Source organism: Agrobacterium tumefaciens, assembly GCF_005221385.1.
GTDB classification, from domain to species: domain Bacteria; phylum Pseudomonadota; class Alphaproteobacteria; order Rhizobiales; family Rhizobiaceae; genus Agrobacterium; species Agrobacterium tomkonis.
The window spans coordinates 2,926,224-2,951,260 of sequence record NZ_CP039903.1; the positions used below are offsets into that span (position 1 = coordinate 2,926,224).

Here is a 25,037-nt window from a genome sequence, read left to right on the forward strand (position 1 = left end):
GCTTTCGCGCCGAAGGCTTGATTCACATAGGGCGAAACGAATCGCTTAAGGCGCAGGCAAGCGCTTTCAGGAAAGGACCGGGTTTGACAGAAACGAAAACCGCTGACGTGTCGGCCGGGAGCCGAGGCTGATGGGCGCCTATATCCTCAGACGTCTGGCGTTGATGATCCCGACCATCATCGGCATCATGGGCATTTCGTTTCTCGTCATCCAGTTCGCGCCGGGCGGGCCGGTGGAGCAGGTTGTCGCGCAGCTGACGGGGCAGGGCGACAGCGCCTCCGACCGGCTCTCGGGCGGCGGCGATCTCATGGGTCAATCCGGCGGCTTCGATGAAAGCGGCTCGAAATATCGCGGTGCGCAGGGGCTTGATCCGGAGTTGATCGCCAAGCTCGAGAAGCAGTTCGGTTTCGACAAGCCGCCGCTTACCCGTTTTCTCGAAATGATGTGGAATTACATCCGCTTCGACTTCGGGGACAGCTTCTTCCGCAATTCCTCGGTCATTGATCTCATCATCGACAAGCTGCCGGTGTCGATGTCGCTTGGTTTCTGGATCCTGATCATCTCCTACATCATCTCCATTCCCCTCGGAATCAAGAAAGCCGTTTCCGATGGCTCGACGTTCGATGTCTGGACCTCCGGCATCATCATCATCGGTTATGCGGTGCCGAGCTTCCTGTTCGGTATTCTGCTCATCGTGCTTTTCGCCGGCGGATCGTTCTTCGACTGGTTCCCGCTGCGCGGTCTGGTATCGGATAATTTTGACCAGCTGAACTGGTGGCAGAAGATCATCGACTACTTCTGGCACCTGACGCTGCCATTGATCGCGCTGTCGCTCTCGGCTTTCGCAACGACGACGCTTCTGACGAAAAACTCCTTCATCGACGAGATCAAGAAGCAATATGTCGTCACCGCCCGCGCCAAGGGTCTCACCGAACGCAAGGTTCTCTATGGCCACGTCTTCCGCAACGCGATGCTGATCGTGATTGCCGGTTTTCCTGGCGCTTTCATTTCGGCCTTCTTCACCGGCTCGCTGCTGATCGAGAATATCTTCTCGCTCGATGGCCTTGGCCGCCTCGGTTATCTCTCGGTCGTCAACCGTGACTATCCGATCGTGTTCGGCACGCTCTTCATCTTCTCACTGATGGGCCTCGTTGTCGGCCTCATATCGGACCTCATCTATACATGGATCGATCCGCGCATCGATTTCGAGCGGAGGGACGTGTGATGACGCTCGCCCATACCGCCGCAGCCGAAACGATAGAAAAGCCGAAGCGCCCGTGGTTTTCGCCGACCACCAAACGCCGCTGGCAGAATTTCAAGGCGAACCGGCGCGGTTACTGGTCCTTCTGGCTGTTCCTGATCCTGTTTTTTCTGAGCCTGATCGCGGAATTCATCGCCAATGACAAACCCATTCTCGCTTCCTACAAGGGTGAGATTCTGGTGCCGGTCATGGTCGATTATCCCGAGGAGAAATTCGGCGGCTTCCTTGCCCAGACCGACTACAAATCCTCCTTCATCCAGGATGAGATCAACGCCAATGGCTGGATGATCTGGCCGCCGATCCGTTATTCCTACCAGACGGTCAATTCCAATATTCCGCATTCAGCGCCCACCGCGCCCTTCTGGCTGATGGATAAAAAGGATCGCTGCTCGGCTTACCCGCAGGGCGATGCCGATCCCGGTTGCACCCTCGGCAATCTGAATTGGCTGGGAACCGACAATCAGGCGCGCGATGTCACGGCGCGAATGATTTATGGTTTCCGCATCTCCGTGCTGTTCGGCCTGACACTAACGATCGCGTCGGCCCTTGTCGGCGTCACCGCTGGCGCCATTCAGGGTTATTTCGGCGGCTGGACCGATTTGCTTTTGCAGCGTTTCATCGAAATCTGGTCGTCCATGCCGGTGCTCTATATCCTGCTCATCATCGCGGCCATTCTTCCACCCGGCTTCTTCGTGCTGCTCGGCATCATGCTGCTGTTCTCATGGGTCGGCTTCGTTGGCATCGTGAGAGCGGAATTCCTGCGCGCCAGAAACTTTGAATATGTCCGTGCGGCCCGTGCACTTGGCGTTGGCAACTGGACGATCATGTTCCGGCATCTTCTGCCCAACGCCATGGTGGCGACGCTGACTTTCCTGCCGTTCATCCTTTCTGGCTCGATCACGACGCTCACCTCGCTCGATTTCCTCGGCTTCGGCATGCCGCCGGGATCGCCGTCGCTGGGCGAGATGATTGCGCAGGGCAAGAACAACCTTCAGGCCCCCTGGCTTGGCCTCACTGCGTTTTTCACCATGTCCATCATGCTCTCGCTGTTGATTTTCGTCGGTGAAGCGGTGCGCGACGCCTTCGATCCACGCAAGACGTTCCGGTGACCGCCATGACGGAAAAAACCATCCAGCCACTTCTCTCCGTCCGTGACCTTTCGGTCGCATTTCATCAGGGCGGCGCGACCAGCATCGCCGTCGATCACGTCTCCTTCGACCTCATGCCGGGCGAAGTCGTTGCCCTCGTTGGCGAATCCGGTTCCGGAAAATCGGTGACGGCGAATTCCATCCTCAAATTGCTGCCCTATCCGGCGGCGAGCCACCCGTCTGGAAAAATCCTGTTTGACGGCAAGGACATGCTGGCCCTGCCGGAACGCTCCCTGCGTGCGGTCCGCGGCAACGACGTCACCATGATCTTTCAGGAGCCGATGACCTCGCTCAATCCGCTCCACACCATCGAGCGGCAGATCGGCGAGATTCTGGAGCTGCACCAGGCAATCACCGGGGCTGAGGCGCGGGCGCGCACGCTGGAACTGTTGCTGCAGGTCGGCATCCGCGAACCGGAAAAGCGCCTGAAAGCCTATCCGCATGAATTGTCCGGCGGCCAGCGGCAGCGTGTGATGATCGCCATGGCGCTTGCCAATCGGCCGAAACTGCTGATCGCCGATGAGCCGACCACCGCGCTCGACGTGACAGTGCAGGCGCAGATCCTCGAGCTTCTGAGTGATCTGAAGACGAAGCACGGCATGTCCATGCTGTTCATCACCCACGACCTCGGTATTGTCCGAAAATTTGCCGACCGCGTCTGTGTCATGACCAAGGGCAAGATCGTCGAGACCGGCACCGTGGAGCAGGTGTTTACTGATCCTCAGCACGCCTATACGCGCCATCTTCTTGCAGCCGAACCCAAAGGCGAGCCGCCGCATTCCGACACGACCAAACCGGTGGTCATGCAGGGTGACGATATCAAGGTCTGGTTCCCCATCAAGGCGGGACTGATGCGCCGGGTGGTCGACCATGTGAAGGCGGTGGACGGCATCGATATTACCCTGCGCGCCGGCCAGACGGTGGGCGTGGTGGGCGAATCCGGCTCGGGCAAGACGACGCTTGGTCTGGCTCTCTCCCGGCTGATCGCATCTGAGGGACGCATCAGCTTCATCGGCCAGTCGATAGATCATTATTCCTATGAGATGATGAAGCCACTCAGGAACCGGCTGCAGGTGGTGTTTCAGGATCCCTATGGTTCGCTTAGCCCGCGCATGTCGGTGGGCGAAATCGTCGCCGAGGGCCTGAAGGTGCACGAGCGGTCCCTGTCCGCCGATGAGCGCGATACACGTGTCGCCGTCGCGTTGGAAGAGGTCGGCCTCGATCCGGCCACCCGCTGGCGCTATCCGCACGAATTTTCCGGCGGCCAGCGCCAGCGCATCGCCATCGCCCGCGCCATGGTGCTTAAACCCCGTTTCGTCATGCTGGATGAGCCGACATCCGCGCTCGACATGAGCGTGCAGGCGCAGGTGGTCGATCTGCTGCGCGATCTCCAGGCAAAGCATGAACTCGCATACCTCTTCATCAGCCACGATCTGAAGGTGGTGAAGGCGCTCGCCAACGACCTGATCGTCATGCGTCACGGCAAGGTGGTGGAGAGCGGCCCGGCGGCGGAGATTTTCGCCAACCCGCAGCAGGACTATACCAGGGCGCTGCTGGCGGCCGCCTTCAATATTGAGGCTGTCGAAACCAAAGCGGTGAGCCAGTAGGCGCATCGCGCTTCTATTAAGGCAATGATTTTTCTGTTGCTTTGCGGAAAATGCCGACCCATGTTGCGGAGGCAATGTGACGCGGAAACGGATTGATTGCCATGGCAGCGGATGTGATTGTTCTGGGAGCGGGGATCATCGGGGTCTCTGTCGCTCTGCAACTGGCCCGAAGGGGCAAATCGGTGGTGCTGGTCGACCGGCGCGGGCCGGGCGAGGAAACCTCCTTTGGTAATGCAGGGCTGATCCAGAGAGAAGGCGTCGTGCCTTACGCCTTCCCGCAGGATATCGCCCTGCTGCTGCGTTATTCCCTGAACAACAGCATCGATGCCCGTTATCACCTCTCCGCACTGCCGAAGATCGCGCCTTTCCTCGGCCGCTACTGGTATAATTCCGCAGCCACACGCCACGGGGCGATTGCCCGCGCCTATGCGCCACTAATCGAGCATTCGGTTTCCGAACACAGCATTTTGATCGATGAAGCGAAGGCTGGCGATCTGATCGTGAAAAACGGCTGGATGGAGGCTTACAGGACTGCCGCAAGGCGGGATGCGGATTATGCCTTCGCCGAGCGGCTGGCGCGGGACCACGGCATTTCCCACACGAAACTCGATGCTGAAGAGCTTGCCTCCGCCGAACCGCATCTCAGCCGTGATTTTGTCGGCGGTCTGAAATGGAACGATCCCTGGTCCGTGCTCGATCCGCACGCGCTGACGCTCGCCTATCTCAAACTGTTTGAGAGCTACGGCGGAACCTTTGTCCGGGGTGATGCATCGACGCTCAGCCAGACGGTAAGCGGTTGGACGGTGCGTACCGAAACCGGCGCAGTTGAGGCGGAACATGCCGTCGTGGCGCTTGGTCCGTGGGCAGATACGGTGACAGAGAGGCTGGGTTATCGTTTCCCGCTCGGGGTGAAGCGTGGTTATCACATGCATTATGCGCCGCAGGAAGGGACAAAGCTCAACAACTGGCTGATCGATGCCGAGCGCGGTTATTTCCTGGCGCCGATGCGAAAAGGCATCCGCCTGACGACCGGCGCGGAGTTCGCCGAACGCGATGCGCCGAAATCCCCGGTACAGATCGAGCGGGCCGAACGGGTGGCTCGCAGCGTCTTTCCCCTCGGCGGCAGGCTGGATGCGGAGCCGTGGATGGGCGCGCGTCCCTGCACGCCGGATATGATGCCGATCATCGGCAAGGCGCCAAGGCACAGGACATTGTGGTTCGCTTTCGGGCATGCCCATCACGGCCTCACACTCGGGCCGATCACCGGTCGTGTGCTGGCGGAAACCATGCTGGGCGAAACGCCTGTTATCGCCATCGACGCTTATCGCCCTGAAAGGTTCAATCCCTAATAGCTAAATCCGCTGGCCTTCCTGTGGCAGGCCACGTAACATGGTCCCATGCAAAGGGGAAAAGGGGCAAGCGTCATCATGGTGGCGAGGTTTCTCATTTATCAGCAGCAGGATGATTTTCGTTAGCGAAGCGCTTCTGCGCGCGAAACAGAAGAGAAACGGCCTGCTGGTGCATGATGGATGATATTGAAAAAGCAAAGAAATTTTTCGCCGACAACCCCGATATCGAAATTCTCGAAGCCTTTGTCATAGACGCGAACGGTGTTCCGCGCGGCAAATGGATTCCGCGTGAGAGGGCAATCGACGTGCTCGAAAAGGGAATGGCCATTCCCCGCTCCGTTTATGCACTGGATATTTGGGGCCGGGATGTGCACGCCGCAGGCCTTGCCGAAGGTACGGGCGATCCGGATGGTTTTTGTTTCCCCGTTCCCGGCACGCTGTCGCGCGTGACATGGCTTGGCCGTCCAACGGCGCAGGTGCTGCTGGCGATGAGAAACCCGGATGGAACCGGCTTTTATGGCGATCCGCGCCATGTTCTGTCGCAGGTTCTCAGCGCCTATAAAAAGGCTGGCCTCACGCCGGTCGTGGCGACCGAACTTGAATTTTACCTGATCGATCCAGTCCGCTCTGCGCTTGATCCCGTGCGCCCGCCGCACAGCCGCGAGGGACGCTGGCACACGGGCCAGACCCAGGTTCTGTCGATTTCCGAATTGCAGGATTTCGAGGATGTCTTCCATGATATCGCCACAGCCTGCCGGGCGCAGGGTGTACTTGCCGATACGACGCTGCGGGAAAACGGGCCGGGGCAATATGAGATCAACCTCAACCATGTGCCGGACGCCTTGCAGGCCGCCGATTTCGCCGTTTTCCTGAAACGCATCGTCAAGGGCGTGGCGCGGCGGCATGAGCTCGACGCCACCTTCATGGCCAAGCCTTATGGATTGCAGGCCGGCAACGGCATGCATGTGCATTTTTCCGTTCTCGATAGGGACGGCAGGAATATCTATGCCGGCGAAAACGGCCCTTCGGATGCACTGATGCATTCGGTCGGCGGCCTTCTGGAAAATATGGGGGAAAGCATGGCGATCTTCGCCCCCCATGCCAATTCCTACCGCCGCCTGACACCGAGCGAACATGCGCCGACCTACGCTTCCTGGGGCATCGACAACCGCTCGGCAGCGGTGCGCGTCATCGTTGCCAGCAAGGCCGCGACGCGTATCGAACACCGGGTCGCCGGCGCCGATACCAATCCCTATCTCGTTGTCGCAATGATCCTGAGTGCGGCACTTGCCGGCATGAAGGAAAAGCGCCAGCCCGGCGGAGCGATCGCGGGTGACAGCCACGCCATCAACCACGAACCGCTGCCCACCAATTGGGACTACGCCCTGCAACGCTTCACACGATCGAGCTTTGCTTATGCGACGCTCGGCCAGAAGTACCGCACGCTGTTTTCCGCCTGCAAGCAGCAGGAGCTTTCCGAATTTTCCCTGCGTGTAACCGACGTCGAATATGACGCCTATATCAGGACGGTGTGAGATGGCTGAGGTAACGACTATTCCCAATCCAGGTCACGCATCCTCATGGTATGCGGCCTCCGCCAATGTCAAATCCGTGCGACCGACGCTTGAAGGCGCGCTGGAAGCCGATGTCTGCATCATCGGCGGTGGTTTCACCGGCATTTCCGCGGCACTGGAACTCAGTGAACGCGGTTATGCCGTCATCGTTCTGGAAGGCGTGCGGGTTGGCTTCGGCGCCTCGGGCCGCAATGGCGGCCAGATCGTCAATGGTTACAGCCGTGATCTCGAAACCATCGCTGGCCGTTATGGGCATGACAAGGCGGTGAAGCTCGGGGAAATGTCGCTGGAAGGCGGCGCGATCATCCGTAGCCGCATCGCCAAATATGCCATCGATTGCGATCTCGTCGATGGCGGCTTCTTTGCCGCCTTCACGCCGAAACAGATCCGCGAGATGGAGGCTCACAAGGCCCATTGGGAAAAGCACGGCCATGGTGGGCTGGAGATGGTCTCCAGGGCGGATGTCGGCATTTATGTAAAGTCCGACCGTTATGCCGGCGGCATGATCGACCGCCTGGGCGGGCACATCCACCCGCTCAATCTGGTGCAGGGCGAGGCGGCGGCAGCCGAAAGCCTTGGCGCGCGGATTTTTGAGAATTCGCGGGTCATCTCGGTAGAACAGGGTGCAAACCCCGTGGTGCGCACGGCGACGGGCAGTGTGAAGGCGAAATATGTACTCGTCTGCGGTAATGCCTATCTCGGCACATTGCTGCCGGAAATCGGCGAGCGGATGATGCCGGTCTCAAGTCAGGTCATGGCGACGGAGCCGCTCGATGCCGATCTGATCGAGGCGCTTTTGCCCGCCGATTATTGCGTCGAGGATGCCAATTATATTCTCGATTATTACCGTCGCACCTCGGATAACCGCCTGCTTTATGGCGGCGGCATCGGTTATGGCGGCAGCGACCCTGCCGACCTGACGGGCGTTATCCGCCCGAACATGCTGAAGACCTTTCCGCAACTGGAAAAGACCAGGATCGACTTCGCCTGGAGTGGCAATTTTGCGCTGACGCTGACGCGCATCCCGCATATGGGCAAGCTTTCGGACAATATCTATTTTTCGCATGGTGACAGCGGCCATGGCGTCACGACCACACATCTGCTCGGCAAGATACTGGGCGAGGCCGTTGCCGGCCATGCCGAACGTTTCGATGTCTGGAGTTCGCTGCCGAACTATCCGTTCCCCGGCGGCAAGACCTTCCGCGTGCCACTGACCATGCTTGGCGCCTGGTGGTACGGCATGCGGGACAGGCTCGGCTTTTAGAGCATTTCCAGCGAAAGCGTGAAGCGGTTTCGCGTCCGGAAATGCAACAAACAAGGAGTTAGAACGTCACCGTTTTTAGGCCGGAAAGCGCATTCTTCGCGATTTCTTCCGGTGTGGTGTCGATGCTGACGGTTACGACGCCCGGTTCGCCGGTCGGCACTTCCAGCGTGGCAAGCTGGGTCTGAAGCAGCGAGAGCGGCATGAAATGGCCCTTGCGTTCACCCATGCGCCGGCTGAGAAGCTCCAGGCTGCCATCCAGATAAACAAAAGCAAGCGGGCTGCCGGTGGCCGTGCGAAGCCGGTCGCGGTAGATTTTCTTGAGTGCCGAGCAGGAGACGACGACACCGTTACCTTCGCTGCCCTTGCGCAGTTCCGCGCCGATCAGGTCAAGCCACGGCCAGCGGTCTTCGTCCGTCAGCGGAATGCCCTCGGACATTTTATCGACATTGGATTTCGGGTGAAGCTTGTCGCCTTCTATGAAGGCAATGCCCAGTTTTTCGGCCAGTTCCTCTGCGACCGTGGACTTGCCAGAGCCGCTCACTCCCATCACGACGATTGCCTGTGTCACCCGAACCTCTGATGTTACTGTTTCGACGGTCAGCCCCTAACATGTGCGGCTGACGTCGGGAACATAAAAATGCGAGGCTAGCCCGTGTCAGTGCCCGGTTTTGCGGGCTGCGGTCCTTTCCAGCGCGGAAAAGGCAGAGTGGATCAGGATTGCCAGTGCGGCGACGATCAAACCGCCCTGCAGGATGAAGGCGAGATTGTTGGATTGTAGCCCGGCGATGATCACTTCGCCAAGCGTGCGCGCGGCGACCGTGGAGCCGATGGTGGCGGTTGAAAGGCTGATGACTGCTGAAAGCCGGATGCCCGCGAGAATGGCCGGCAAGGCAAGCGGCAGTTCCACTTTGACAAGCCGCTGCCAGCCGGTCATTCCGCTGCCTCTGGCGGCATCCATCACCGTGGCGGGCAGGGTGGTAAGCCCCGTCAGCGTATTTTCGAACACCGGCAGCAACGCGTATAAAAACAGCGCAATAAGTGTCGGTTTCTCCCCAAAACCGATCATCGGCACTGCAAGCGCCAGTACCGCCACGGGGGGAAAGGTCTGGCCGATATTGACGATGCTGCGCGACAGCGGCAGGAAATCCGCCCCGAAAGGCCGGGTGACGAGAACTGCGAGCGCACCCGCCACCAATGTGGCCAGCCCCGTGGCGATCGCCACGGTGGTCAGATGCGAAAGGGTGAGGGAAAGCAGGTTGGCCTGGGTGTAGATCGCCGGTGCATTGGCCTGCACGAGAGGGCGAAATATCGGCGCGAAGATTTGCGGCGCGGCAAGAAAGACGATCAGCACCAGCACCAGAAATCCGATTGCAAGCAAAGAGGTTGCGTTTTTCATGAGGCTCCGGCAGCACGCTGGAGGAGAACGTCCCGCCGCACCCGGCCGGTGAGCTGGCCATCGTCTTTGACCACCGGCAAGACATCGCAGCCCGCCCATAACATCGCTGATAGGGCATCGCGCTGGCTTGTATGTTCGGTGAGCGGCTCGCCCTCGGCGCTTCCCGGCTCCACGATGTCGGCAATGGAGAGAACCGAAAGCAGTTTCAGCGCGCGTTCGTTTTCGCCGATCATCGTTCGCACGAAATCGGTTGCCGGTTTCAGCACCAGTTCCGCCGGCGGGCAGTCCTGCACGATGCGCCCCTTGTCCATCACGGCAATACGGTCCGCCAGATGAAAGGCCTCGTCCATATCATGCGTCACGAGGACGACGGTGACCCCGAGCTTTTTCTGAATATCGAGAAGATCGTTCTGTGCCTTGGCGCGGATCACCGGGTCGAGCGCGCCGAAGGGTTCGTCCATCAACAAAATGTTCGGCTCTGCGGCGAGCGCCCGCGCCACGCCGACACGCTGTTGTTGACCGCCGGAAAGTTCATGCGGAAAACGGTCCGCATAAAGCGTGGGATCAAGCTGGAAGAGGTGCATCAGCGCATCGATCTTCGCCTCGATACGTTTGCGGTCCCAGCCGACCAACTGCGGAACGGTGGCGATATTCTCCGCCACCGTTCTGTGTGGAAACAGGCCATGGCCCTGAATGGCATAGCCGATCTGTCGGCGCAGTTTGTAACCCGGCATAGTGCTGACATCCTCGCCGTCGATCCGGACCGTGCCGGAGGTCGGTTCCACCAGCCGGTTTATCATCCGCAGCAGCGTGGTTTTTCCCGATCCTGATGTGCCGACGATGACGGTGACGGTGCGCGGCGCTACCGTCAGCGACACCTGATCCACGACGGCTGCATCGCCATATCGTTTCGTGATGGTATCTATCTCGATCATGCCTGTTGCCTTCCGCCTGCGCTGAAGAGATTGCTGTCGATGAGGGCGTCGAGTGTGATCGCGGCGGCAAAACCGAGGAGAACGGTCGGAACGGTGCCGAGCAGCACGAGGTCCATGGCCGTCTGCCCGATGCCCTGAAATACGAAAACGCCAAATCCGCCCCCACCGATCAGCGCGGCGATCGTCGCCAGCCCGATATTCTGCACCAGCACGATGCGGATACCGGTTAAGATGACCGGCATGGCAAGCGGAAATTCCACCCGCAACAGCCTTTGCACCGGTGTCATGCCGAGCCCGCGTGCCGCTTCCCGGACCGCCTGCGAGACGCCGGAAAGGCCGACAACCGTGTTGGAAACGACCGGCAGCAGCGAATAGAGAAACAGCGCCACAAAAGCGGGTGCCATGCCGATGCCGGCAATACCGATCTTTGCCGCGCCCGGCACAGTGGCAGCGATCCATCCGAGTGGCGCGATCAGAAGACCGAAAAGGGCGATGGACGGGATGGTCTGGATGATGTTGAGGCTGTTCAGCAGGCCGGCACGCAACCGTTCGACCTTGTAACAGAGTATTCCCAGCGGAATGCCCGAGACGGTTGCCGCGATCAGCGAGCCGATTGCAAGTTCCACATGCCTCAGGGCCTCGGTCCAGAATATATCTGCCCGGCCGTCATATTCCTTGATGATGGAGAGATCATTCCAGAGGCCGCTGGTTAAGATCCCTGCAAGTGAGGCAATCGCCAGCAGCAACAGCAAAATTCGCAAGGCGGGTTTCGGCTGGAGACGGGCAATGCAGTCCGTCGCGAGCAACGCCAGCCCGGCAAACATCAGCCAGAAACCGCTGGCAGGTGAAACGCGGGCAAAACTGTTGCCCTCCGGTATCAGGGCAGAGGCTGCCTGGCCGACGAAGATCGCCAGTGCCGCCAGCCCTCCAAGCGCTGCCGCCAGTTTTAGCCGCGCCGGGAAGGGAAAGAACGCGATGAAGGCGGCAATCAGGATAATGGCGACAAGGAAGGCTGCGGCCATAGGGGTAAGGGCTTCGAAGATCGTTCGCGCTTCACCCTGAACAATCCGATTGGCACGGAATATCATGAAGGGCGAGGCGAAAAGCGCGTAGAGCAGCAGGCACGAAATCAGCACACCCACCTTGTCAGGCCATTTCGTCAAGTTCCGCTCCCCCTGGACGCTAAGCTGGGGGCGGATACTGAAAACCGCCCCCGCTTTTCGCCATCCCGCTTCATTGTCTCACAGGTGATTATTTGACGAAACCGTTCTTTGTCAGGAAGTCGAGCGCCACGGTCTTGGCCTGTTCGCCGCCCACCTGCACACGGGCATTCAGCTCCTGCAGCGTTGCCAGATCAAGTTTTTCGAACACGGGTTTCAGCAGTTCCTCGATATTGGGGTTCTTTTTCAGAACCTCCTCGCGAATGATCGGCGCAGGCTGATAGACCGGCTGCACATGTTTGTCGTCTTCCAGCACGACAAGCCCCGAAGGCGCGATACCGCCATCGGTGCCGTAAACCATAGCGGCATTGGCATTGTTCGTCTGGTTGGCGGCAGCTGCGATCGTGGCCGCCGTGTCGCCGCCAGACAGCGTGATCAGCTGCTCCGGTTTCAAGGTAAACCCGTAGGTCGTCTGAAACGCCGGCAAGGCAGCGGCAGAATTGACGAATTCGGAAGATGCGGCAAGAACCACCTCACCGCCGCCCGTAACATATTTGCCGAAGTCCGAAAGCGACTTCAGATTGTTCTCGTCGGCGACATCCTTGCGCAGCGCGATAGCCCAGGTGTTGTTTGCCGGTGATGGCGTCAGCCAGACGATCTTGTTGGCGTCGTAATCGAGCGTTTTCGCCTCTTCATAGCCCTTTGCGGCGTCTTTCCAGAGCGGATCATCGGCTTTGGAGAAAAAGAAGGCGGCATTGCCGGTATATTCCGGGTAGATATCGATTTCGCCCGCCGTAATCGCTTTCCTGACCACCGGGGTGGCGCCGAGCTGGATGCGGTCCGTCGTCTCGATGTTATTCTTGTTCAGCACGGCGAGGATGATGTTGCCGAGGACGCCACCCTCGGTGTCGATCTTCGACGACACAACCACCTGCGCCTGAGCGATGGAAACAGAAAGGGCAAGCGCAAGTCCCGCGCCGGTCAACGTCATCAAGCGGTTCATGAATGTTCCTCCGGTGGGTCAGCCTGCCGAACAGGCGAGAGATCGCCGCCGCAATTGCGGCGAAATATCAACGGCCGTGAGGAAAAATGGTTGCACGCCATTCGGATTTTTAGCGCTGCCGGTTCCGGCTGGGTGCTGTCAGGTCTTGTCGTTCGGCTTGCGGGCGTCCTTGCCCATGACGAGCGGCATGAGTACGGAAAGGAACAGAAGCCTGATGACATGGTGGGAGCCGACATAGGCGGTATCGGCATGCATCATCACCGCCATGGCCGCCATGGTTTCGAGACCGCCCGGCGCATAGGCGATCATCACCGCATTGAGCGGAACGCCGGTGACGCTGGAAATCATCCAGGCAATGCTGCCGGCGATCACCATCACGGCGATAGTGACGACGAAGCCGGCCAGAAAACCTTTGCGCACTTCCATCAGCGATACGTTGGAAAAACGCGTGCCGATGAGACAGCCGATCAGTACATAGACCGGCAGGCTGAGCCAGGTGGGAACGCCGCCCTCTGTGAGGCCGGTAATATGGGTGCCGATCGAAACGGCCACGCCGCCAAGCAGCAGGGCTGCCGGAAATCTCCAGCGCAGGAAAAGCCAGCCGGTCAGAAGCGATGCGGCGATGGTCAGCGCCAGGGTCAGCAGACCCATTGGCGGGTTGGTCATCAGCGGTTCGGTGCTGACCAGATCGAAATATTCGACGATCAGCGGTACGGAAAGCGTCAGCGCCAGTACTCTGACACTTTGTACGATGCTGACGGTCGCAAGGTCGCTTTTCGTTTCCGCCCCAAGGCTGATGATATAGCTGAGGTGACCGGGGGAGGCGCCCAGCATCGCCGTCGTCCGGTCATATCCGAAACCGTAATGCAGGATCCAATAGGCGACATAGAGCATGATGACGACGGCGGCGAGCACGACGACGAAGCTCAGTGGCCATGTCTTTGCCGCATCGATGACCGAGGGCGTTACGCTCGTTCCCATCGAAATACCGACGACGACGAAACAGGCATTGCGGATGAAGGCGGGAATTCCGAGCTTTACGCCCGCCAGTCCGGTGATCGTTACGGCAAGTGCCGGCCCGGAAAGGAAGGGGGCGGGAACATGGAGCAGGCTGGCGAGCAGTGCGCCCATGCTGCCGACAAGGGCGGTAAGCGCAAATGTATGGAATTCAGGCTTGATGATCATTGCGACGCTGATTGGTTGCTTGAAAAAGCTCGTGACCAAATGCGCCGTTTCGTCTGGCGGCGTCAACCTGCATCGCCAAAAATATTGTATTTCATGAGTATTTTATAAAAGAAAAACCCGCGACCTGTGGGCACGGGCTTTGGCTTTCGCTGCTCTGATATTTGCGTGATCAGGCGGCGGGAAGGGGCATGGCCTTCGGCATTTCCGTGTCGATACCGAGCAGGAAGTTGATCTGCGGGCGCGCCTTGACGAGATCGTCAATCGAATATTCCGCGAGAACATCGAAGAAGGCATTGAGCGCCTTGCGCAGCGCCGAGTTCAGGCCACAGCTGTCCACAAGCGGACACTCAACAGCGCCGTCCTCGAAGCACTCTGCCATGGCAAAACTGTCTTCAGTCACTCGTACCACGTCGAAAAGGCTGATCTTTTCGGCAGGCTTGCCAAGCCGCACGCCGCCATTGCGGCCACGCACGGTTTCTACCAGGCCCGCCTTGTTGAGCGGCTGCAGGATTTTGAAAAGGAACAGCTCAGATACGCCGTAAGCCCTGGCGATCTCCGGAATGCGGCTCAGCTTGCCTTCATTCGCAGCGCAATACATCAACATGCGAACGGCATAGTTGGTCTGTTTGGTCAAACGCATGCTGGTCTCCTAACTCTCAATGTGGAGTTATATAGTCTCTTTTTCAGTTTAGAACAATTCCAGAAACTGAAAAAACTGGCGCCCATTCGATATTTCTCGAACAGCCTTGTTGACCGCCTCAATGATTCATGAACAAACAAGTCAAGAATCTGAATGTAATGGAGGCATTCGTAATGGCAAGCTTGAAATCGTATTTTTCCGCTGCCGTTTTTTCAGGGCTGACGATCGTTTCCGGCGCGCCCGCAGCTTTTGCGGAAGGCGAGGTGAATGTGTATTCCTATCGCCAGCCCGAGCTGATCCAGCCGCTGCTCGATGCCTTCACGAAAGAAACGGGCATAGAAGCCAACGTTCTTTTCCTCGACAAGGGGCTGGTGGAGCGCATTCAGGCCGAGGGCGTCAATTCGCCCGCCGATCTGCTGCTGACGGTTGATATCGCCCGTCTCATCGAGGCGAAGGAAGGTGGCGTCACGCAGCCGGTTCTCAACGATCCCGTCATCGAAAAGGACATCCCCGCCAATCTCCGCGATCCGCAGGGCGAGTGGTTCGGCCTGACGACGCGCGGCCGGGTGGTTTATGCCTCCAGAGAGCGGGTGACCCAGAAGGACATCACCTATGAGGAGCTTGCCGAACCGAAATGGAAGGGCAAGATCTGCATTCGCGACGGTCAGCATTCCTACAATATTGCCCTGATCGCCTCGATGATCGCCCATCATGGCGTCGATTACACTCGCACATGGCTGACCGGCCTGAAGAATAATCTCGCCCGCAAGCCTGATGGAACCGACCGCAGCCAGGCGAAATCGATCTTTTCCGGCGAATGCGACATCGCGCTCGGCAATACCTATTATGTCGGTCTGATGTTGACCAATGATCGCGAGCCGGAAGAAAAGGAATGGGCGGGATCGGTGCGGGTGATCTTCCCCAACGCCGGCGATCGCGGCACGCATGTGAATATTTCCGGCATGGCCCTGACGAAATATGCACCCAACAAGGACAATGCGCTGAAGCTGATGGAATTCCTGGCGTCCCGCGAGGCACAGGAAATCTACGCCAAGCAGGTCTTCGAATATCCGGTGCTGCCGGGCGCCGAGCCATCCGATGTCGTCAAGGGTTTCGGCCCCATCAATCCGGACAAGCTGCCGCTGACGGATATTGCCGCTCATCGCAAGCAGGCATCCGAACTGGTGGACGAAGTGGGCTTCAACGACGGTCCGACCAACTGACGCCGTTTTCCTGAGGCCGACGGGTCAGTTACCCGTCGGCTTATTGTCCAGTGAGGCGTTGTAATCGAGGATAGCCTTGCGCCTTTCCGGCGTTCCGGGATGGGTGGATACGATGCTGGTGCCGCCCTTGTCCCCCAGCTTTTCCTCAAGCAGCGCGAAGAACCGCTCGATGGCGGTGGGGTCAAGCCCGGCCTGGCGCATCAGTTGGACGGAGCGCTGATCCGCCTGCCGCTCGGCATCGCGCGAATGCGAGAGCGCCAGAAGACCGCCACCCTGGGTGAGAATATCTTCCATGGCCGAACCGACGTCGCCGGCAATCAGCATGACGAGACCGGCAACACCGGCGGCGCGGTAAAGCTGCCGCAGGCTGTGTTCATATTCCACATGGCCGATTTCATGCGCGAGAACCCCGGTGATCATCTGCCTGTCGTCGCCTGCGAGTTCCACCAGCTCGTCCGTCAAAACCAGCGTGCCATCCGGCAGCGCGAAGGCATTGGGACCGATATAGCCCCCCTTTCGGAAATTCAGCTTGTAATCCTCGGGCGAACCTTCCGCATGGGCGGCGATCCGGGCAAATTCCGCGCGGATGGCGTCCTGGTGTTCCTGTGGTAGTTCGCTTGCGGAGAACACCGTCTGGTCGAAGGCCTGCATGGTGCTGGCCGACATGATTTGCGGAACGATCGGCGGAGTTACCGCAACCGCCAGTTCCACCAGCGCCGGCAGCGCCAGCTTGTAAGTGCCATAAGCCAGAAGTACGGCTGCGGCGGTGATGCCGATCAGTCGCAGGCGGAACTGTTCCAGCCAGTTTACGAAGCCAGCGCGCTTGGTAATGTGCTGGACGAGCAGACGGTCCACACCGTCATTGTCGCGAGTTTCGAACAGCGAACCGTCGGGAAAATGCAACTCGCGTGGAATAGCTCCGACGCGGTGGCTGATCTCCACCGTTTTTATCTCGGCCTGGGTTCTGACATGGTTGTCCTTCGCGTCGAGCACGAGAAGGACCGTGCCGCCAAGCTTCAGCCTGGCGGCGCTGGAAAGGCTGGAGCGAGCGGCGTGCCACTCGCCCGCAACGGTTTCTCCGATATCAGAAACCAAACTCGAAACCTTCCATATCCATATATTCGGCGCTGACGGCGGCACCCGTTGCTTCCATCGAAGAAAGGACCTCGCCCACATCGCCATTGAAACGGATTGCCGTGCGTTCGACGGTATAACGCGCTTCGCGCACTGCCGCCCATGGCCGCATCAGGCCAAGCGTGAAGACGGTGACAACAAGGTTGGAGATGACGATCCAGAGGTAACGCCCGCGATGCAGGTCGCTGCGCAGATCGTGCTTTCCGTCCAGCAGCATGGACGAAATAACAACGTTGCGAACGCCGGTGCGATAAACAACGCCCGCGAGGCCGTAAACCAAAAATGCGCCGAAAAGGCCGACATAGAGGGAAGCAAGCGCGGTAACCATGGCGGCCGTTTCGTCTTCGAGGACCGCACTATTGGCCGCAAAGGCGGCAACGCCGAAGAAACCGACCACGATGCTGCCAATCACCACCATGATCGCCGGAATGATCCAGACCCAATAAAGCGCGCTGATCTTAGGGTCGGCACTGAAGGGCCGGTCACCATAACGCAGGTTGCTGAAAATGTAGCGGTTTGCCCAGCGGCTGGACAGTGGAGCCAGAATGCCGAAGGAGAAAAGCGCGACGAGGCTGCCGAGCAGAATGGAGACGAAGGCGCCTCCCGCAGTGCCGACGAAATCGAAACGGACATTGCGATAGCTTGTCACCCGCGCATTAAAACGAATGCTGCGCGTGATCAGCCAGGGAAAGAAGATCATCAGCAGGAGCGCCGGCACGAAGACCAGAAACGGATGGATGAGGCCGACAAGCTGCGAGACGACGATGAAGGCAAATGCAATCAACCGACCCTTGAAGATTTGCCCGCCGGTGGCGTGATAACCGAAAGCGCGGCCGGCCAGCACGGTGTTACCATTGAAATAACGCTTGCGGCGCACCTTTGCCCAGGCGGAATAGATGCCGATCGTGACGATCGTCAGCAGAATATTGACGATCCAGATACCAAAATATTCCTTGGCATTTCCACTGAACGAGCCGCGTTCGAGTGCGCGCTGATCCACGCTGACAGAGATTTCACTCATAATAGTCCCTCATGACATGCCCCTCTCCGGGCAGATTGAGTTTGCAGGCTTCCCCGTTATCCTCGATTGGCAGCGTCCCCACGCCGCAACGGCTCTCTTACGCGATAACAGCTTTAAGTGGAATTATTTTGACAAAAGAAACTTGATTTTTTTAGTAATCTTTTTAACCAAAAAAGCCCCGCTGTTTTCGCAGCGGGGCTTTTGTTTTGGTTGCCGGCTTTCCGGCTTACTTCATCGTCGGCATCACGAATTCAGCACCCGACTTGATGCCCGACGGCCAACGCGAGGTGATCGTCTTGGTCTTCGTCCAGAACTTGATCGAATCGGTGCCGTGCTGGTTGAGATCGCCGAAGCTCGAGGCCTTCCAGCCTCCGAAGGAGTGGTAGGCGAGCGGAACCGGGATCGGAACGTTGACGCCGATCATGCCGATGTTGATGCGGCTTGCGAAATCGCGTGCAGCATCGCCGTCACGGGTGTAGATCGCGACACCGTTACCGTACTCATGCTTCATTGGCAGTTCCAGCGCATCTTCGTAGTTCTTGGCGCGAACGACCGACAGAACCGGTCCGAAGATTTCCGTCTTGTAGATGTCCATGTCAGGCGTGACGTGGTCGAACAGGCAGCCGCCGACGAAATAACCGTCCTCATAACCCTGCAGCTTGAAATCGCGGCCATCGACCAGCAGCTTTGCGCCCTGTTCAACACCGCTGTCGATCAGACCCTTGACGCGTGTCTGGGCTTCCTTGGTGACGAGCGGGCCCATATCGGCCTTGTCATCGGTATAGGGGCCGATTCTCAGGCTCTCGATCTGCGGGATGAGCTTTTCTACGAGGCGATTGGCCGTTTCTTCGCCAACCGGAACCGCAACGGAAACGGCCATGCAACGCTCGCCGGCTGAACCGTAACCCGCACCCATCAGCGCATTCACCGCCTGATCGAGATCGGCGTCCGGCATGATGATCATATGGTTCTTCGCGCCGCCGAAGCACTGCGCGCGCTTGCCGTTCATGGCAGCGGTGCCATAGACATAGCGGGCGATCGGCGTCGAGCCGACGAAGGAGACCGCGCCAATATCGGGATCGGTCAGGATGGCGTCGACAGCGCCCTTGTCACCGTTGACGACGTTGAGGATACCGGCCGGAAGACCAGCCTCGATCATCAGTTCGGCAAGACGGATCGGCAGCGACGGGTCGCGCTCGGAAGGCTTGAGGATGAAGGCGTTGCCACAGGCGATCGCCGGGGCGAACATCCACATCGGGATCATGCCGGGGAAGTTGAACGGGGTGATGCCCGCGCCGATACCGACCGGCTGGCGGATCGAATACATGTCGATGGCCGGGCCAGCGCCCTCGGTAAACTCACCCTTCTGCAGATGGGGAATGCCGCAGACGAATTCGCAGACTTCGAGGCCGCGGATGATATCACCCTTGGAATCCTCGACGGTCTTGCCATGCTCGCTGGAAAGCAGCACCGCCAGCTCGTTGAGGTCGCGGTTCAGAAGTTCAACGAATTTGAAAAAAACGCGGGCGCGGCGTTGCGGGTTGGTGGCAGCCCATTTCGGCTGTGCCGCCTTGGCGCTTTCAACGGCGGCGCGCAATTCAGCGTCGCTCGCAAGCGCAACGGTTGCCTGCACTTCGCCTGTGGCCGGGTTATAGACATTCGATGTGCGGCCGCTGGTGCCGGGCACATGCTTGCCGTTAATGAAATGACCGATTTCCTTCATGGGTAGTCCTCCGCGATTTTTTGATGGGCGCAGCATCGCACTTGAATTTGTACAAATCAATGAACTCGAATAAGAAACCGTTGTGCGTAAATTAAAGTACGATAAGCATTTAAGGCGTTTCCTGATCCGGCACGGCGAGTTCGCCAGTCAAAAAAGAAAGGTAAAAGATGGCGAGCGATGAACCTGTCGTGAGGATGGCTGAAATAGAAATCGATCCGACCCATCTGGACGCCTATCGCAGATTGCTTGCAGAGGAGATCGAGGCTTCGGTCCGTCTTGAAAATGGTGTGCTTGCATTAAATGCGGTGGCGATCAAAGGCAGCCCGGAAAAGATTCGCATCCTCGAAATCTATGCGAACCAGGCGGCATACGAGGCGCATCTGCAGACGCCGCATTTCCTGAAATATAAAGAGGGTGTGGCGGGAATGGTGACATCGCTTACCTTGATCGAAGTTGAACCCGTAATGATGCGCAGCAAGCCATGAATTGGGATGACGTCCGCATATTCCTTGCCGTTGCCCGCTCTGGGCAGATTCTCGCCGCATCGAAACGGCTCGGACTCAATCACGCAACGCTTTCGCGGCGATTGACGCTGCTGGAGCAGGCACTGAAGACCCAGCTGTTTATCCGCCGGACGAATGGCTGCGAAATGACCGAGGAAGGTCAGCGGTTTTTGGGTGCCGCCGAGCGCATGGAAACCGAAATGCTGAATGCCCAGGCCAATCTCGGCCGCGTCGATACGGCGGTGGCGGGAACGGTGCGTATCGGTGCGCCGGACGGTCTTGGCGTCTCCTTTCTCGCGCCACGGCTCGGCCGGCTGACGGCCCGTTATCCTGACCTCAAAATCCAGCTCGTTCCCGTGCCGCGTTCCTTCTCTTTGTCGCAGCGCGAGGCCGATATCGCCATCACCATCGAGCGACCGGAGCAGGGCAGGCTGATGTTCTCAAAGCTCACCGATTATTCGCTCGGGCTTTATGCCTCCGCCGACTATCTGGCCGAATATGGAACGCCTGATGATGTCGAAGCGCTCAAGCGCCACCGTCGGATCGGTTATGTGGAGGACCTGATCTTCTCGCCTTCCCTGAATTACACCGGTGAGATCATGCGCGACTGGGATGCCGCCTTTGAAATCTCCAGCGCCACCGGCCAGACGGAGGCGGTCCGGTCGGGGGCGGGTATCGGCATTCTGCACAATTACATCGCCGGGCAATATCCTGAACTGTTGCGGATCATGCCGCATATCAGCATAAGCCGGTCCTACTGGACCGCCTATCACGAGTCCGCCCGCCAACTGGTTCGCGTCCGTACCGTGGTCGATTTTCTTCAGGAACTCGTGGCTGAAGAGAGGCGAATATTCTTCTGACATATAAGTCTTCGATCTATTAGTAATATTATTTCTCAAGTCAGCCGCTCCGGGCTTGACAAGGGGTGGCTGGCTGAACGACCAATGCAGCCATTGGGAGAGATCGGAACTGACATGTCGACTATGATACGAAAGCTTTCGCCGACTGGCCTCGGCGTGGCCGTCATGCTGCTTGGAATGCTGCTTTTTGCGCTGAACGATGCCATGGGAAAATGGCTTGTATCGACCTATAGCCAGGGGCAGGTTATCCTGATCCGAAGTGCTGCGGCCCTTGTCATCCTGGTTCCCATCGTCTGGCGAGCTGGCCTTTCCGGCCTTGTGAAGGTCGAGCGGCCCGGATTGCAGGTGGCGCGTGTCTTTTTCTCCACTGCCGAGCTTTTCTGTTTCTATTTCGCGGTCGCGAGCCTGCCATTGGCAGACGTCATGACCTACTGGCTGGCGGCGCCCATTTATGTGGCGGCCCTGGCACCGTTTCTGCTCGGAGAAAAGGTCGGCTGGCGTCGGTGGACGGCCATCGCGATCGGTTTCGTCGGTGTTCTCATCGCCTTGAAACCCAGTTCGGCAAGCCTCACTTCCGCTGCGCTGTTTTCCATTCTCGGCAGTGCTGCCTTCGCCTTCATGATGTTGTCCGGACGCCAGCTGCGCAATACGCCGGATACCGTACTTGCCTTCTGGCAGATCATCGGTGCCGGTCTTGCGGGCATCGTTGCAGTGTTTCTAACACCATCCGGCTGGCTGCCGGTCCAGTCCAGCTTCGATCTGGCGTTCCTCAGCCTGCTCGGCGTAGTCGCCATGGCAGCGCATGTGCTGGTCAATCGGGCTCTGAAGCTTGCCGATGCTGCGACCGTCGCGCCGCTGCAATATACGCTGCTGCTCTGGGCGGTGATCTTCGGCTGGGCATTCTTCGGCGATGTGCCGCATATCAGCATCGTCATCGGCGCGGGCCTGATCGTTCTATCCGGCCTCTATATTTTCTTCCGCGATAATACGCTCAAGCGACGCCGCGAAACCGCCGAAGGACTGGTTGAAGAACAGGTTTGATCTTTCCTGACCACCGTAGATACAATCACGGGACTTGACGAGCGCGTGATCTTCAGGGAGTAAGAGAAGGCCCTGCGATCATATGTCTCGCAAGGGCAGAGGAAACAAAGGTGCCGGGCCCCTCTGGCGAGAGTTTTACGGCGCTCTCGCGATGTCGGTACCGCCTGCAAAAATTGGCCGGCGGATTAAAAACTATGAAAAACCTGAATGTGCTTCGCGCGCGTGCTTTCTGCGTGCGGGCTGATGCTCTGCATCTGTCCGTGAACGTCCTCGTCATCGAAGGTGACCGGACATGAGCGCCGCCCAGAAATCCACGCTTTCCTACTTCAAGTGGGCTTTTATCGTCACCATCGTCGGTCTGATCCTCGGCGGTTATCTCGGTTGGGAAATGACCGGAACGGTGGGCGGCACGGCGACGATCTTCTTCATCTGCGTCGTTCTTGCGGTGCTGGAAATCTCGCTCTCCTTCGATAACGCCATCGTCAACGCCAATAAGCTGAAGGATATGACGCCGGTCTGGCAGCACCGCTTCCTGACCTGGGGTATCCTGATTGCCGTTTTCGGCATGCGTATCGTCTTCCCGCTGCTCATCGTCGTCGTTGCCGCCAATGTCGGCCCCTGGACGGCAATCGTCATGGCGGCGACGCAGCCGGAACGTTATTCGGAAATCATGCGTGACGCCCATCTGCCGATTGCGGCTTTTGGCGGCACCTTCCTGATGATGGTTGGTCTTAACTTCTTCTTCGACCATGAAAAGGACGTGCACTGGGTGCGCTGGATCGAGGAAAAGGCTGCGACCTATTCCTCCGTCAAGGGCATCGAGATCGCCTTCGTGCTGGTCGTCATGCTGGTCTTTTCCCGTATCATCGGTGCCAGTGATAACCCGGAACTCGGTCCGGTCGCTGCCAACACCTTCTTCCATTCGGCGATCTGGGGTCTTTTGACCTTCCTGCTGGTGGAAGTCGTCGGCGGTATTCTCGATCGCAGCCAGGAAATGCTGGAAGGCGCAGCCAAAGGCGGCTTCGGTGCGTTTCTTTACCTCGAAGTGCTGGATGCCAGCTTCTCCTTCGACGGCGTGATTGGTGCTTTCGCACTGACCCAGAACCTGTTCATCATCGCCATCGGCCTCGGCATCGGCGCCATGTATGTGCGCTCGATGACGATCATGCTGGTTGAGAAGGGAACGCTTGCCGAATACCGTTATCTGGAACACGGCGCTTTTTACGCGATCCTTATCCTGTCGGTCATCATGTATGTGCAGACCATGTTCCATATACCGGAGGTCATCACCGGCCTTGGCGGTGCGACCCTGATCGGTATTTCGCTCTGGTCGTCGATCCGGCATAACCGGCAGCAAGGCGCCAATGCCGCTGATACGGCCCGCGGTGCAGAAATCTGAGCCACGCGGAAATCTGATCCACAACGATCCTTGCCTTCCGCCCTTGCGGCGGAAGGCAGTTTTTAAGCACTAAATTCCTGTCTGCTTATTTTTATTGCTAATCTTCGTTTGCAGAAATCCGGCCATGGCGCCGCGATTGCACGATAAATCGTTGTTTTATCTCATATTTGTGCGCCGCAATAAAATTGGCACGCTTCCTGCTTCTCCTGTTTTAAGTCCAGAGGGGACGTTGGAAGCCCGGAAAACGGGTCCGAAATGCCGCCGCGCTGTTCGACCTATCCGGTCTGCAACAGCGCGGCGGTTTTGTTTGTGCGCTATGGTTCTTGAGTTTTGCCTTTCATTGCCTGAAAAAGGCACGATAACGACTGGAAGGTTTATCGGCGTGCCTGCAGAACTTTCGCCCACGGAAGCCTTGGGGCTCTGGCATCGCGTCGCGATCGCGCAGGTCATTGCCGATGCGCCTGATTTGACCTTGCGCCAGAGCGCCATCCTGCTGCAGATTTATCTCGTGCCGCCGCCGCACACCGTTCGCGGTCTCGCTGCAATGCTGGGCGTGACCAAGCCGGTCATCACCCGCGCACTCGACAGTCTCGGGGCGCTGGGGCTGGTTGACAGGGTGAGGGATGAGCGGGACAGACGCAATGTTGTGATAAAACGCACTGTCACAGGTGCGCTCTATCTGGAAAAATTCGGCGATCTGATTATTGATCAGGCGCGTAAGATCTAACTCTGGACGTGAAACCCATGATGCTCGACCGCCGCCTGAATGTTTTCCGCTCTGACTTGGCCGATGAAAAACTGCAAGGTGTGGTGCAGGCCGACCGCTTCGTCAGTGGTTCGCCCGCGCAAGTCGCTGTTCCCGTCATTGGCCTGCGGCCGACGCCAGACCTTGCCTCCGGTATCGATACGGAGCTTTTGTTTGGCGAAACCATCCGTGTCTTCGATAGAACGAACGGCTGGGCATGGGTGCAGGCGGACGCCGATGGTTACGCCGGTTACGTGCCGGAAACCGCTATTGGCGATGTCGTTACCGTCACGCATCGCGTCGTTGCGCCGCGCACCTTTCTCTATCCTGCCGCTGAACTGCGCAAACCACCGGTCGCGGCCCTTTCCATGGGCAGCCTTATTCGCATCGTCGGGGAGGCCGAGACGCGCGGCACCCGCTATCTGATGACTGAAAAAGGCGAGGGCATCATCGCCGCCCATTGCCGGGCAGTCGGTGATGCTGTTGAAGAGGATTATGTGGCGATAGCACTGCGCTTCATCGAGACGCCCTATCTCTGGGGCGGCCGCTCGGGCCTCGGCATCGATTGTTCCGGCCTCGTGCAGCTTTCCATGGCAATGACGGGTCGGCGGGTTCTGCGCGATACCGACATGCAGGTGAAGTCGCTTGGCGTGGAAATAGAGCGCGACGAATTGCGCCGCGGTGATCTGGTCTTCTGGAAGGGTCATGTCGGCCTCATGGAAAACGAGGAAACGCTGCTCCACGCCAATGGGCATACGATGAATGTCGCTCGTGAAAATCTCGATGCGGCCATCGAGCGCATCGGCTGGCTTTATGAAAAGCCGACGGCTTTCCGCCGGCTGGAGGGCTGAGAAAGCCGTTTTCAC

The 25,037-nt window shown here is 58.6% G+C and carries 23 protein-coding genes; 13 read left to right on the forward strand and 10 right to left on the reverse strand.

Translation table 11 applies throughout. The features are described from left to right. Positions 1–130: 130 nt before the first annotated feature. The 6 genes from CFBP6623_RS14555 (at position 131) to CFBP6623_RS14580 (ending at position 8,203) form a co-directional block, all read left to right on the forward strand. Complete coding sequence (locus tag CFBP6623_RS14555; protein WP_046799187.1) at positions 131–1,225, forward strand: microcin C ABC transporter permease YejB; 1,095 nt, start codon at positions 131–133, stop codon at positions 1,223–1,225. Next, entirely contained in the window at positions 1,225–2,370 is a 1,146-nt protein-coding gene (locus tag CFBP6623_RS14560; RefSeq protein ID WP_046799188.1) for an ABC transporter permease, read from the forward strand. Before CFBP6623_RS14555 ends, CFBP6623_RS14560 begins: the two co-directional genes overlap by 1 nt. A gap of 5 nt (positions 2,371–2,375) precedes the next feature. After that, a complete protein-coding gene (locus tag CFBP6623_RS14565) occupies positions 2,376–4,016 on the forward strand; it encodes an ABC transporter ATP-binding protein (RefSeq protein WP_080842744.1) in 1,641 nt (546 codons plus the stop codon). Positions 4,017–4,117: 101 nt separating this feature from the next. Beyond that, the gene (locus tag CFBP6623_RS14570; RefSeq protein WP_046799190.1) at positions 4,118–5,365 is read left to right on the forward strand and encodes an NAD(P)/FAD-dependent oxidoreductase; all 1,248 of its coding nucleotides are present in this window, start codon (positions 4,118–4,120) and stop codon (positions 5,363–5,365) included. Positions 5,366–5,538: 173 nt separating this feature from the next. After that, a complete protein-coding gene (locus tag CFBP6623_RS14575; RefSeq protein WP_046799191.1) occupies positions 5,539–6,900 on the forward strand; it encodes a glutamine synthetase family protein in 1,362 nt (453 codons plus the stop codon). 1 nt (position 6,901) lies between these two features. Further along, entirely contained in the window at positions 6,902–8,203 is a 1,302-nt protein-coding gene (locus CFBP6623_RS14580; RefSeq protein ID WP_046799192.1) for an NAD(P)/FAD-dependent oxidoreductase, read from the forward strand. A 58-nt stretch (positions 8,204–8,261) separates the two neighbouring features. Here CFBP6623_RS14580 and CFBP6623_RS14585 read toward each other — a convergent pair whose 3' ends face one another. The 7 genes from CFBP6623_RS14585 to rirA all read right to left on the reverse strand — a co-directional run bounded on the left by CFBP6623_RS14585 (position 8,262) and on the right by rirA (position 14,522). Then, positions 8,262–8,750 (reverse strand): gluconokinase, encoded by a 489-nt coding sequence (locus CFBP6623_RS14585; RefSeq protein WP_046799193.1) that lies wholly within the window; start codon positions 8,748–8,750, stop codon positions 8,262–8,264. Between the two features lie 108 nt (positions 8,751–8,858). Further along, positions 8,859–9,599, reverse strand: a complete 741-nt coding sequence (locus tag CFBP6623_RS14590) for an ABC transporter permease (protein WP_046799194.1) — start codon at positions 9,597–9,599, stop codon at positions 8,859–8,861. Further along, positions 9,596–10,534: an ABC transporter ATP-binding protein gene (locus CFBP6623_RS14595; RefSeq protein WP_046799195.1), complete on the reverse strand. Its 939-nt coding sequence runs from the start codon at positions 10,532–10,534 to the stop codon at positions 9,596–9,598. Before CFBP6623_RS14595 ends, CFBP6623_RS14590 begins: the two co-directional genes overlap by 4 nt. Next, the gene (locus CFBP6623_RS14600; protein WP_046799196.1) at positions 10,531–11,697 is read right to left on the reverse strand and encodes an ABC transporter permease; all 1,167 of its coding nucleotides are present in this window, start codon (positions 11,695–11,697) and stop codon (positions 10,531–10,533) included. The genes CFBP6623_RS14595 and CFBP6623_RS14600 overlap by 4 nt, the downstream gene beginning before the upstream one ends. Positions 11,698–11,785: 88 nt before the next feature. Then, positions 11,786–12,697 (reverse strand): glycine betaine ABC transporter substrate-binding protein OsmF, encoded by a 912-nt coding sequence (osmF, locus tag CFBP6623_RS14605; RefSeq protein WP_046799197.1) that lies wholly within the window; start codon positions 12,695–12,697, stop codon positions 11,786–11,788. Positions 12,698–12,835: 138 nt separating this feature from the next. After that, positions 12,836–13,882, reverse strand: coding sequence for an AbrB family transcriptional regulator (locus tag CFBP6623_RS14610; RefSeq protein WP_046799428.1), 1,047 nt, complete (start codon positions 13,880–13,882; stop codon positions 12,836–12,838). A gap of 169 nt (positions 13,883–14,051) precedes the next feature. Beyond that, a complete protein-coding gene (rirA, locus tag CFBP6623_RS14615) occupies positions 14,052–14,522 on the reverse strand; it encodes an iron-responsive transcriptional regulator RirA (protein ID WP_046799198.1) in 471 nt (156 codons plus the stop codon). Positions 14,523–14,695: 173 nt separating this feature from the next. On the opposite strand from rirA, the gene CFBP6623_RS14620 reads away from it, so the two are divergent. After that, the gene (locus CFBP6623_RS14620; protein WP_046799429.1) at positions 14,696–15,745 is read left to right on the forward strand and encodes a Fe(3+) ABC transporter substrate-binding protein; all 1,050 of its coding nucleotides are present in this window, start codon (positions 14,696–14,698) and stop codon (positions 15,743–15,745) included. 24 nt (positions 15,746–15,769) lie between these two features. Here CFBP6623_RS14620 and CFBP6623_RS14625 read toward each other — a convergent pair whose 3' ends face one another. From CFBP6623_RS14625 to CFBP6623_RS14635, 3 genes are all read right to left on the reverse strand, one after another. Continuing rightward, positions 15,770–16,840: a M48 family metallopeptidase gene (locus CFBP6623_RS14625; protein WP_046799199.1), complete on the reverse strand. Its 1,071-nt coding sequence runs from the start codon at positions 16,838–16,840 to the stop codon at positions 15,770–15,772. Next, positions 16,830–17,900, reverse strand: coding sequence for a YjgN family protein (locus CFBP6623_RS14630; RefSeq protein ID WP_046799200.1), 1,071 nt, complete (start codon positions 17,898–17,900; stop codon positions 16,830–16,832). The genes CFBP6623_RS14625 and CFBP6623_RS14630 overlap by 11 nt, the downstream gene beginning before the upstream one ends. A 226-nt stretch (positions 17,901–18,126) precedes the next feature. After that, the gene (locus tag CFBP6623_RS14635) at positions 18,127–19,623 is read right to left on the reverse strand and encodes a CoA-acylating methylmalonate-semialdehyde dehydrogenase (RefSeq protein WP_046799201.1); all 1,497 of its coding nucleotides are present in this window, start codon (positions 19,621–19,623) and stop codon (positions 18,127–18,129) included. Between the two features lie 167 nt (positions 19,624–19,790). On the opposite strand from CFBP6623_RS14635, the gene CFBP6623_RS14640 reads away from it, so the two are divergent. The 6 genes from CFBP6623_RS14640 (at position 19,791) to CFBP6623_RS14665 (ending at position 25,022) form a co-directional block, all read left to right on the forward strand. Continuing rightward, positions 19,791–20,108 (forward strand): putative quinol monooxygenase, encoded by a 318-nt coding sequence (locus CFBP6623_RS14640; protein WP_052820167.1) that lies wholly within the window; start codon positions 19,791–19,793, stop codon positions 20,106–20,108. Further along, complete coding sequence (locus tag CFBP6623_RS14645; protein ID WP_052820168.1) at positions 20,105–20,986, forward strand: LysR family transcriptional regulator; 882 nt, start codon at positions 20,105–20,107, stop codon at positions 20,984–20,986. Before CFBP6623_RS14640 ends, CFBP6623_RS14645 begins: the two co-directional genes overlap by 4 nt. Positions 20,987–21,109: 123 nt before the next feature. After that, entirely contained in the window at positions 21,110–22,027 is a 918-nt protein-coding gene (locus tag CFBP6623_RS14650) for a DMT family transporter (protein ID WP_046799204.1), read from the forward strand. 292 nt (positions 22,028–22,319) lie between these two features. Beyond that, positions 22,320–23,426, forward strand: a complete 1,107-nt coding sequence (locus CFBP6623_RS14655) for a DUF475 domain-containing protein (RefSeq protein ID WP_046799205.1) — start codon at positions 22,320–22,322, stop codon at positions 23,424–23,426. A 382-nt stretch (positions 23,427–23,808) separates the two neighbouring features. Further along, positions 23,809–24,153: a MarR family transcriptional regulator gene (locus CFBP6623_RS14660; protein ID WP_046799206.1), complete on the forward strand. Its 345-nt coding sequence runs from the start codon at positions 23,809–23,811 to the stop codon at positions 24,151–24,153. Positions 24,154–24,170: 17 nt separating this feature from the next. Further along, a complete protein-coding gene (locus CFBP6623_RS14665; protein ID WP_046799207.1) occupies positions 24,171–25,022 on the forward strand; it encodes an NlpC/P60 family protein in 852 nt (283 codons plus the stop codon). The last annotated feature ends 15 nt before the right edge of the window (positions 25,023–25,037 follow it).

Bases quoted from the DNA above. Each gene is read 5' to 3' on its own strand.
- CFBP6623_RS14665 (WP_046799207.1), top strand. From the start codon at position 24,171: ATGATGCTCGACCGCCGCCTGAATGTTTTCCGCTCTGACTTGGCCGAT.
- CFBP6623_RS14580 (WP_046799192.1), top strand. From the start codon at position 6,902: ATGGCTGAGGTAACGACTATTCCCAATCCAGGTCACGCATCCTCATGG.
- CFBP6623_RS14590 (WP_046799194.1), bottom strand. From the start codon at position 9,599: ATGAAAAACGCAACCTCTTTGCTTGCAATCGGATTTCTGGTGCTGGTG.
- CFBP6623_RS14585 (WP_046799193.1), bottom strand. From the start codon at position 8,750: ATGGGAGTGAGCGGCTCTGGCAAGTCCACGGTCGCAGAGGAACTGGCC.
- osmF (WP_046799197.1), bottom strand. From the start codon at position 12,697: ATGAACCGCTTGATGACGTTGACCGGCGCGGGACTTGCGCTTGCCCTT.
- CFBP6623_RS14635 (WP_046799201.1), bottom strand. From the start codon at position 19,623: ATGAAGGAAATCGGTCATTTCATTAACGGCAAGCATGTGCCCGGCACC.
- CFBP6623_RS14565 (WP_080842744.1), top strand. From the start codon at position 2,376: ATGACGGAAAAAACCATCCAGCCACTTCTCTCCGTCCGTGACCTTTCG.
- CFBP6623_RS14650 (WP_046799204.1), top strand. From the start codon at position 21,110: ATGATACGAAAGCTTTCGCCGACTGGCCTCGGCGTGGCCGTCATGCTG.
- CFBP6623_RS14655 (WP_046799205.1), top strand. From the start codon at position 22,320: ATGAGCGCCGCCCAGAAATCCACGCTTTCCTACTTCAAGTGGGCTTTT.
- CFBP6623_RS14630 (WP_046799200.1), bottom strand. From the start codon at position 17,900: ATGAGTGAAATCTCTGTCAGCGTGGATCAGCGCGCACTCGAACGCGGC.
- CFBP6623_RS14555 (WP_046799187.1), top strand. From the start codon at position 131: ATGGGCGCCTATATCCTCAGACGTCTGGCGTTGATGATCCCGACCATC.
- CFBP6623_RS14620 (WP_046799429.1), top strand. From the start codon at position 14,696: ATGGCAAGCTTGAAATCGTATTTTTCCGCTGCCGTTTTTTCAGGGCTG.
- CFBP6623_RS14645 (WP_052820168.1), top strand. From the start codon at position 20,105: ATGAATTGGGATGACGTCCGCATATTCCTTGCCGTTGCCCGCTCTGGG.
- CFBP6623_RS14595 (WP_046799195.1), bottom strand. From the start codon at position 10,534: ATGATCGAGATAGATACCATCACGAAACGATATGGCGATGCAGCCGTC.
- CFBP6623_RS14575 (WP_046799191.1), top strand. From the start codon at position 5,539: ATGATGGATGATATTGAAAAAGCAAAGAAATTTTTCGCCGACAACCCC.
- CFBP6623_RS14640 (WP_052820167.1), top strand. From the start codon at position 19,791: ATGGCGAGCGATGAACCTGTCGTGAGGATGGCTGAAATAGAAATCGAT.
- rirA (WP_046799198.1), bottom strand. From the start codon at position 14,522: ATGCGTTTGACCAAACAGACCAACTATGCCGTTCGCATGTTGATGTAT.
- CFBP6623_RS14570 (WP_046799190.1), top strand. From the start codon at position 4,118: ATGGCAGCGGATGTGATTGTTCTGGGAGCGGGGATCATCGGGGTCTCT.
- CFBP6623_RS14560 (WP_046799188.1), top strand. From the start codon at position 1,225: ATGACGCTCGCCCATACCGCCGCAGCCGAAACGATAGAAAAGCCGAAG.
- CFBP6623_RS14610 (WP_046799428.1), bottom strand. From the start codon at position 13,882: ATGATCATCAAGCCTGAATTCCATACATTTGCGCTTACCGCCCTTGTC.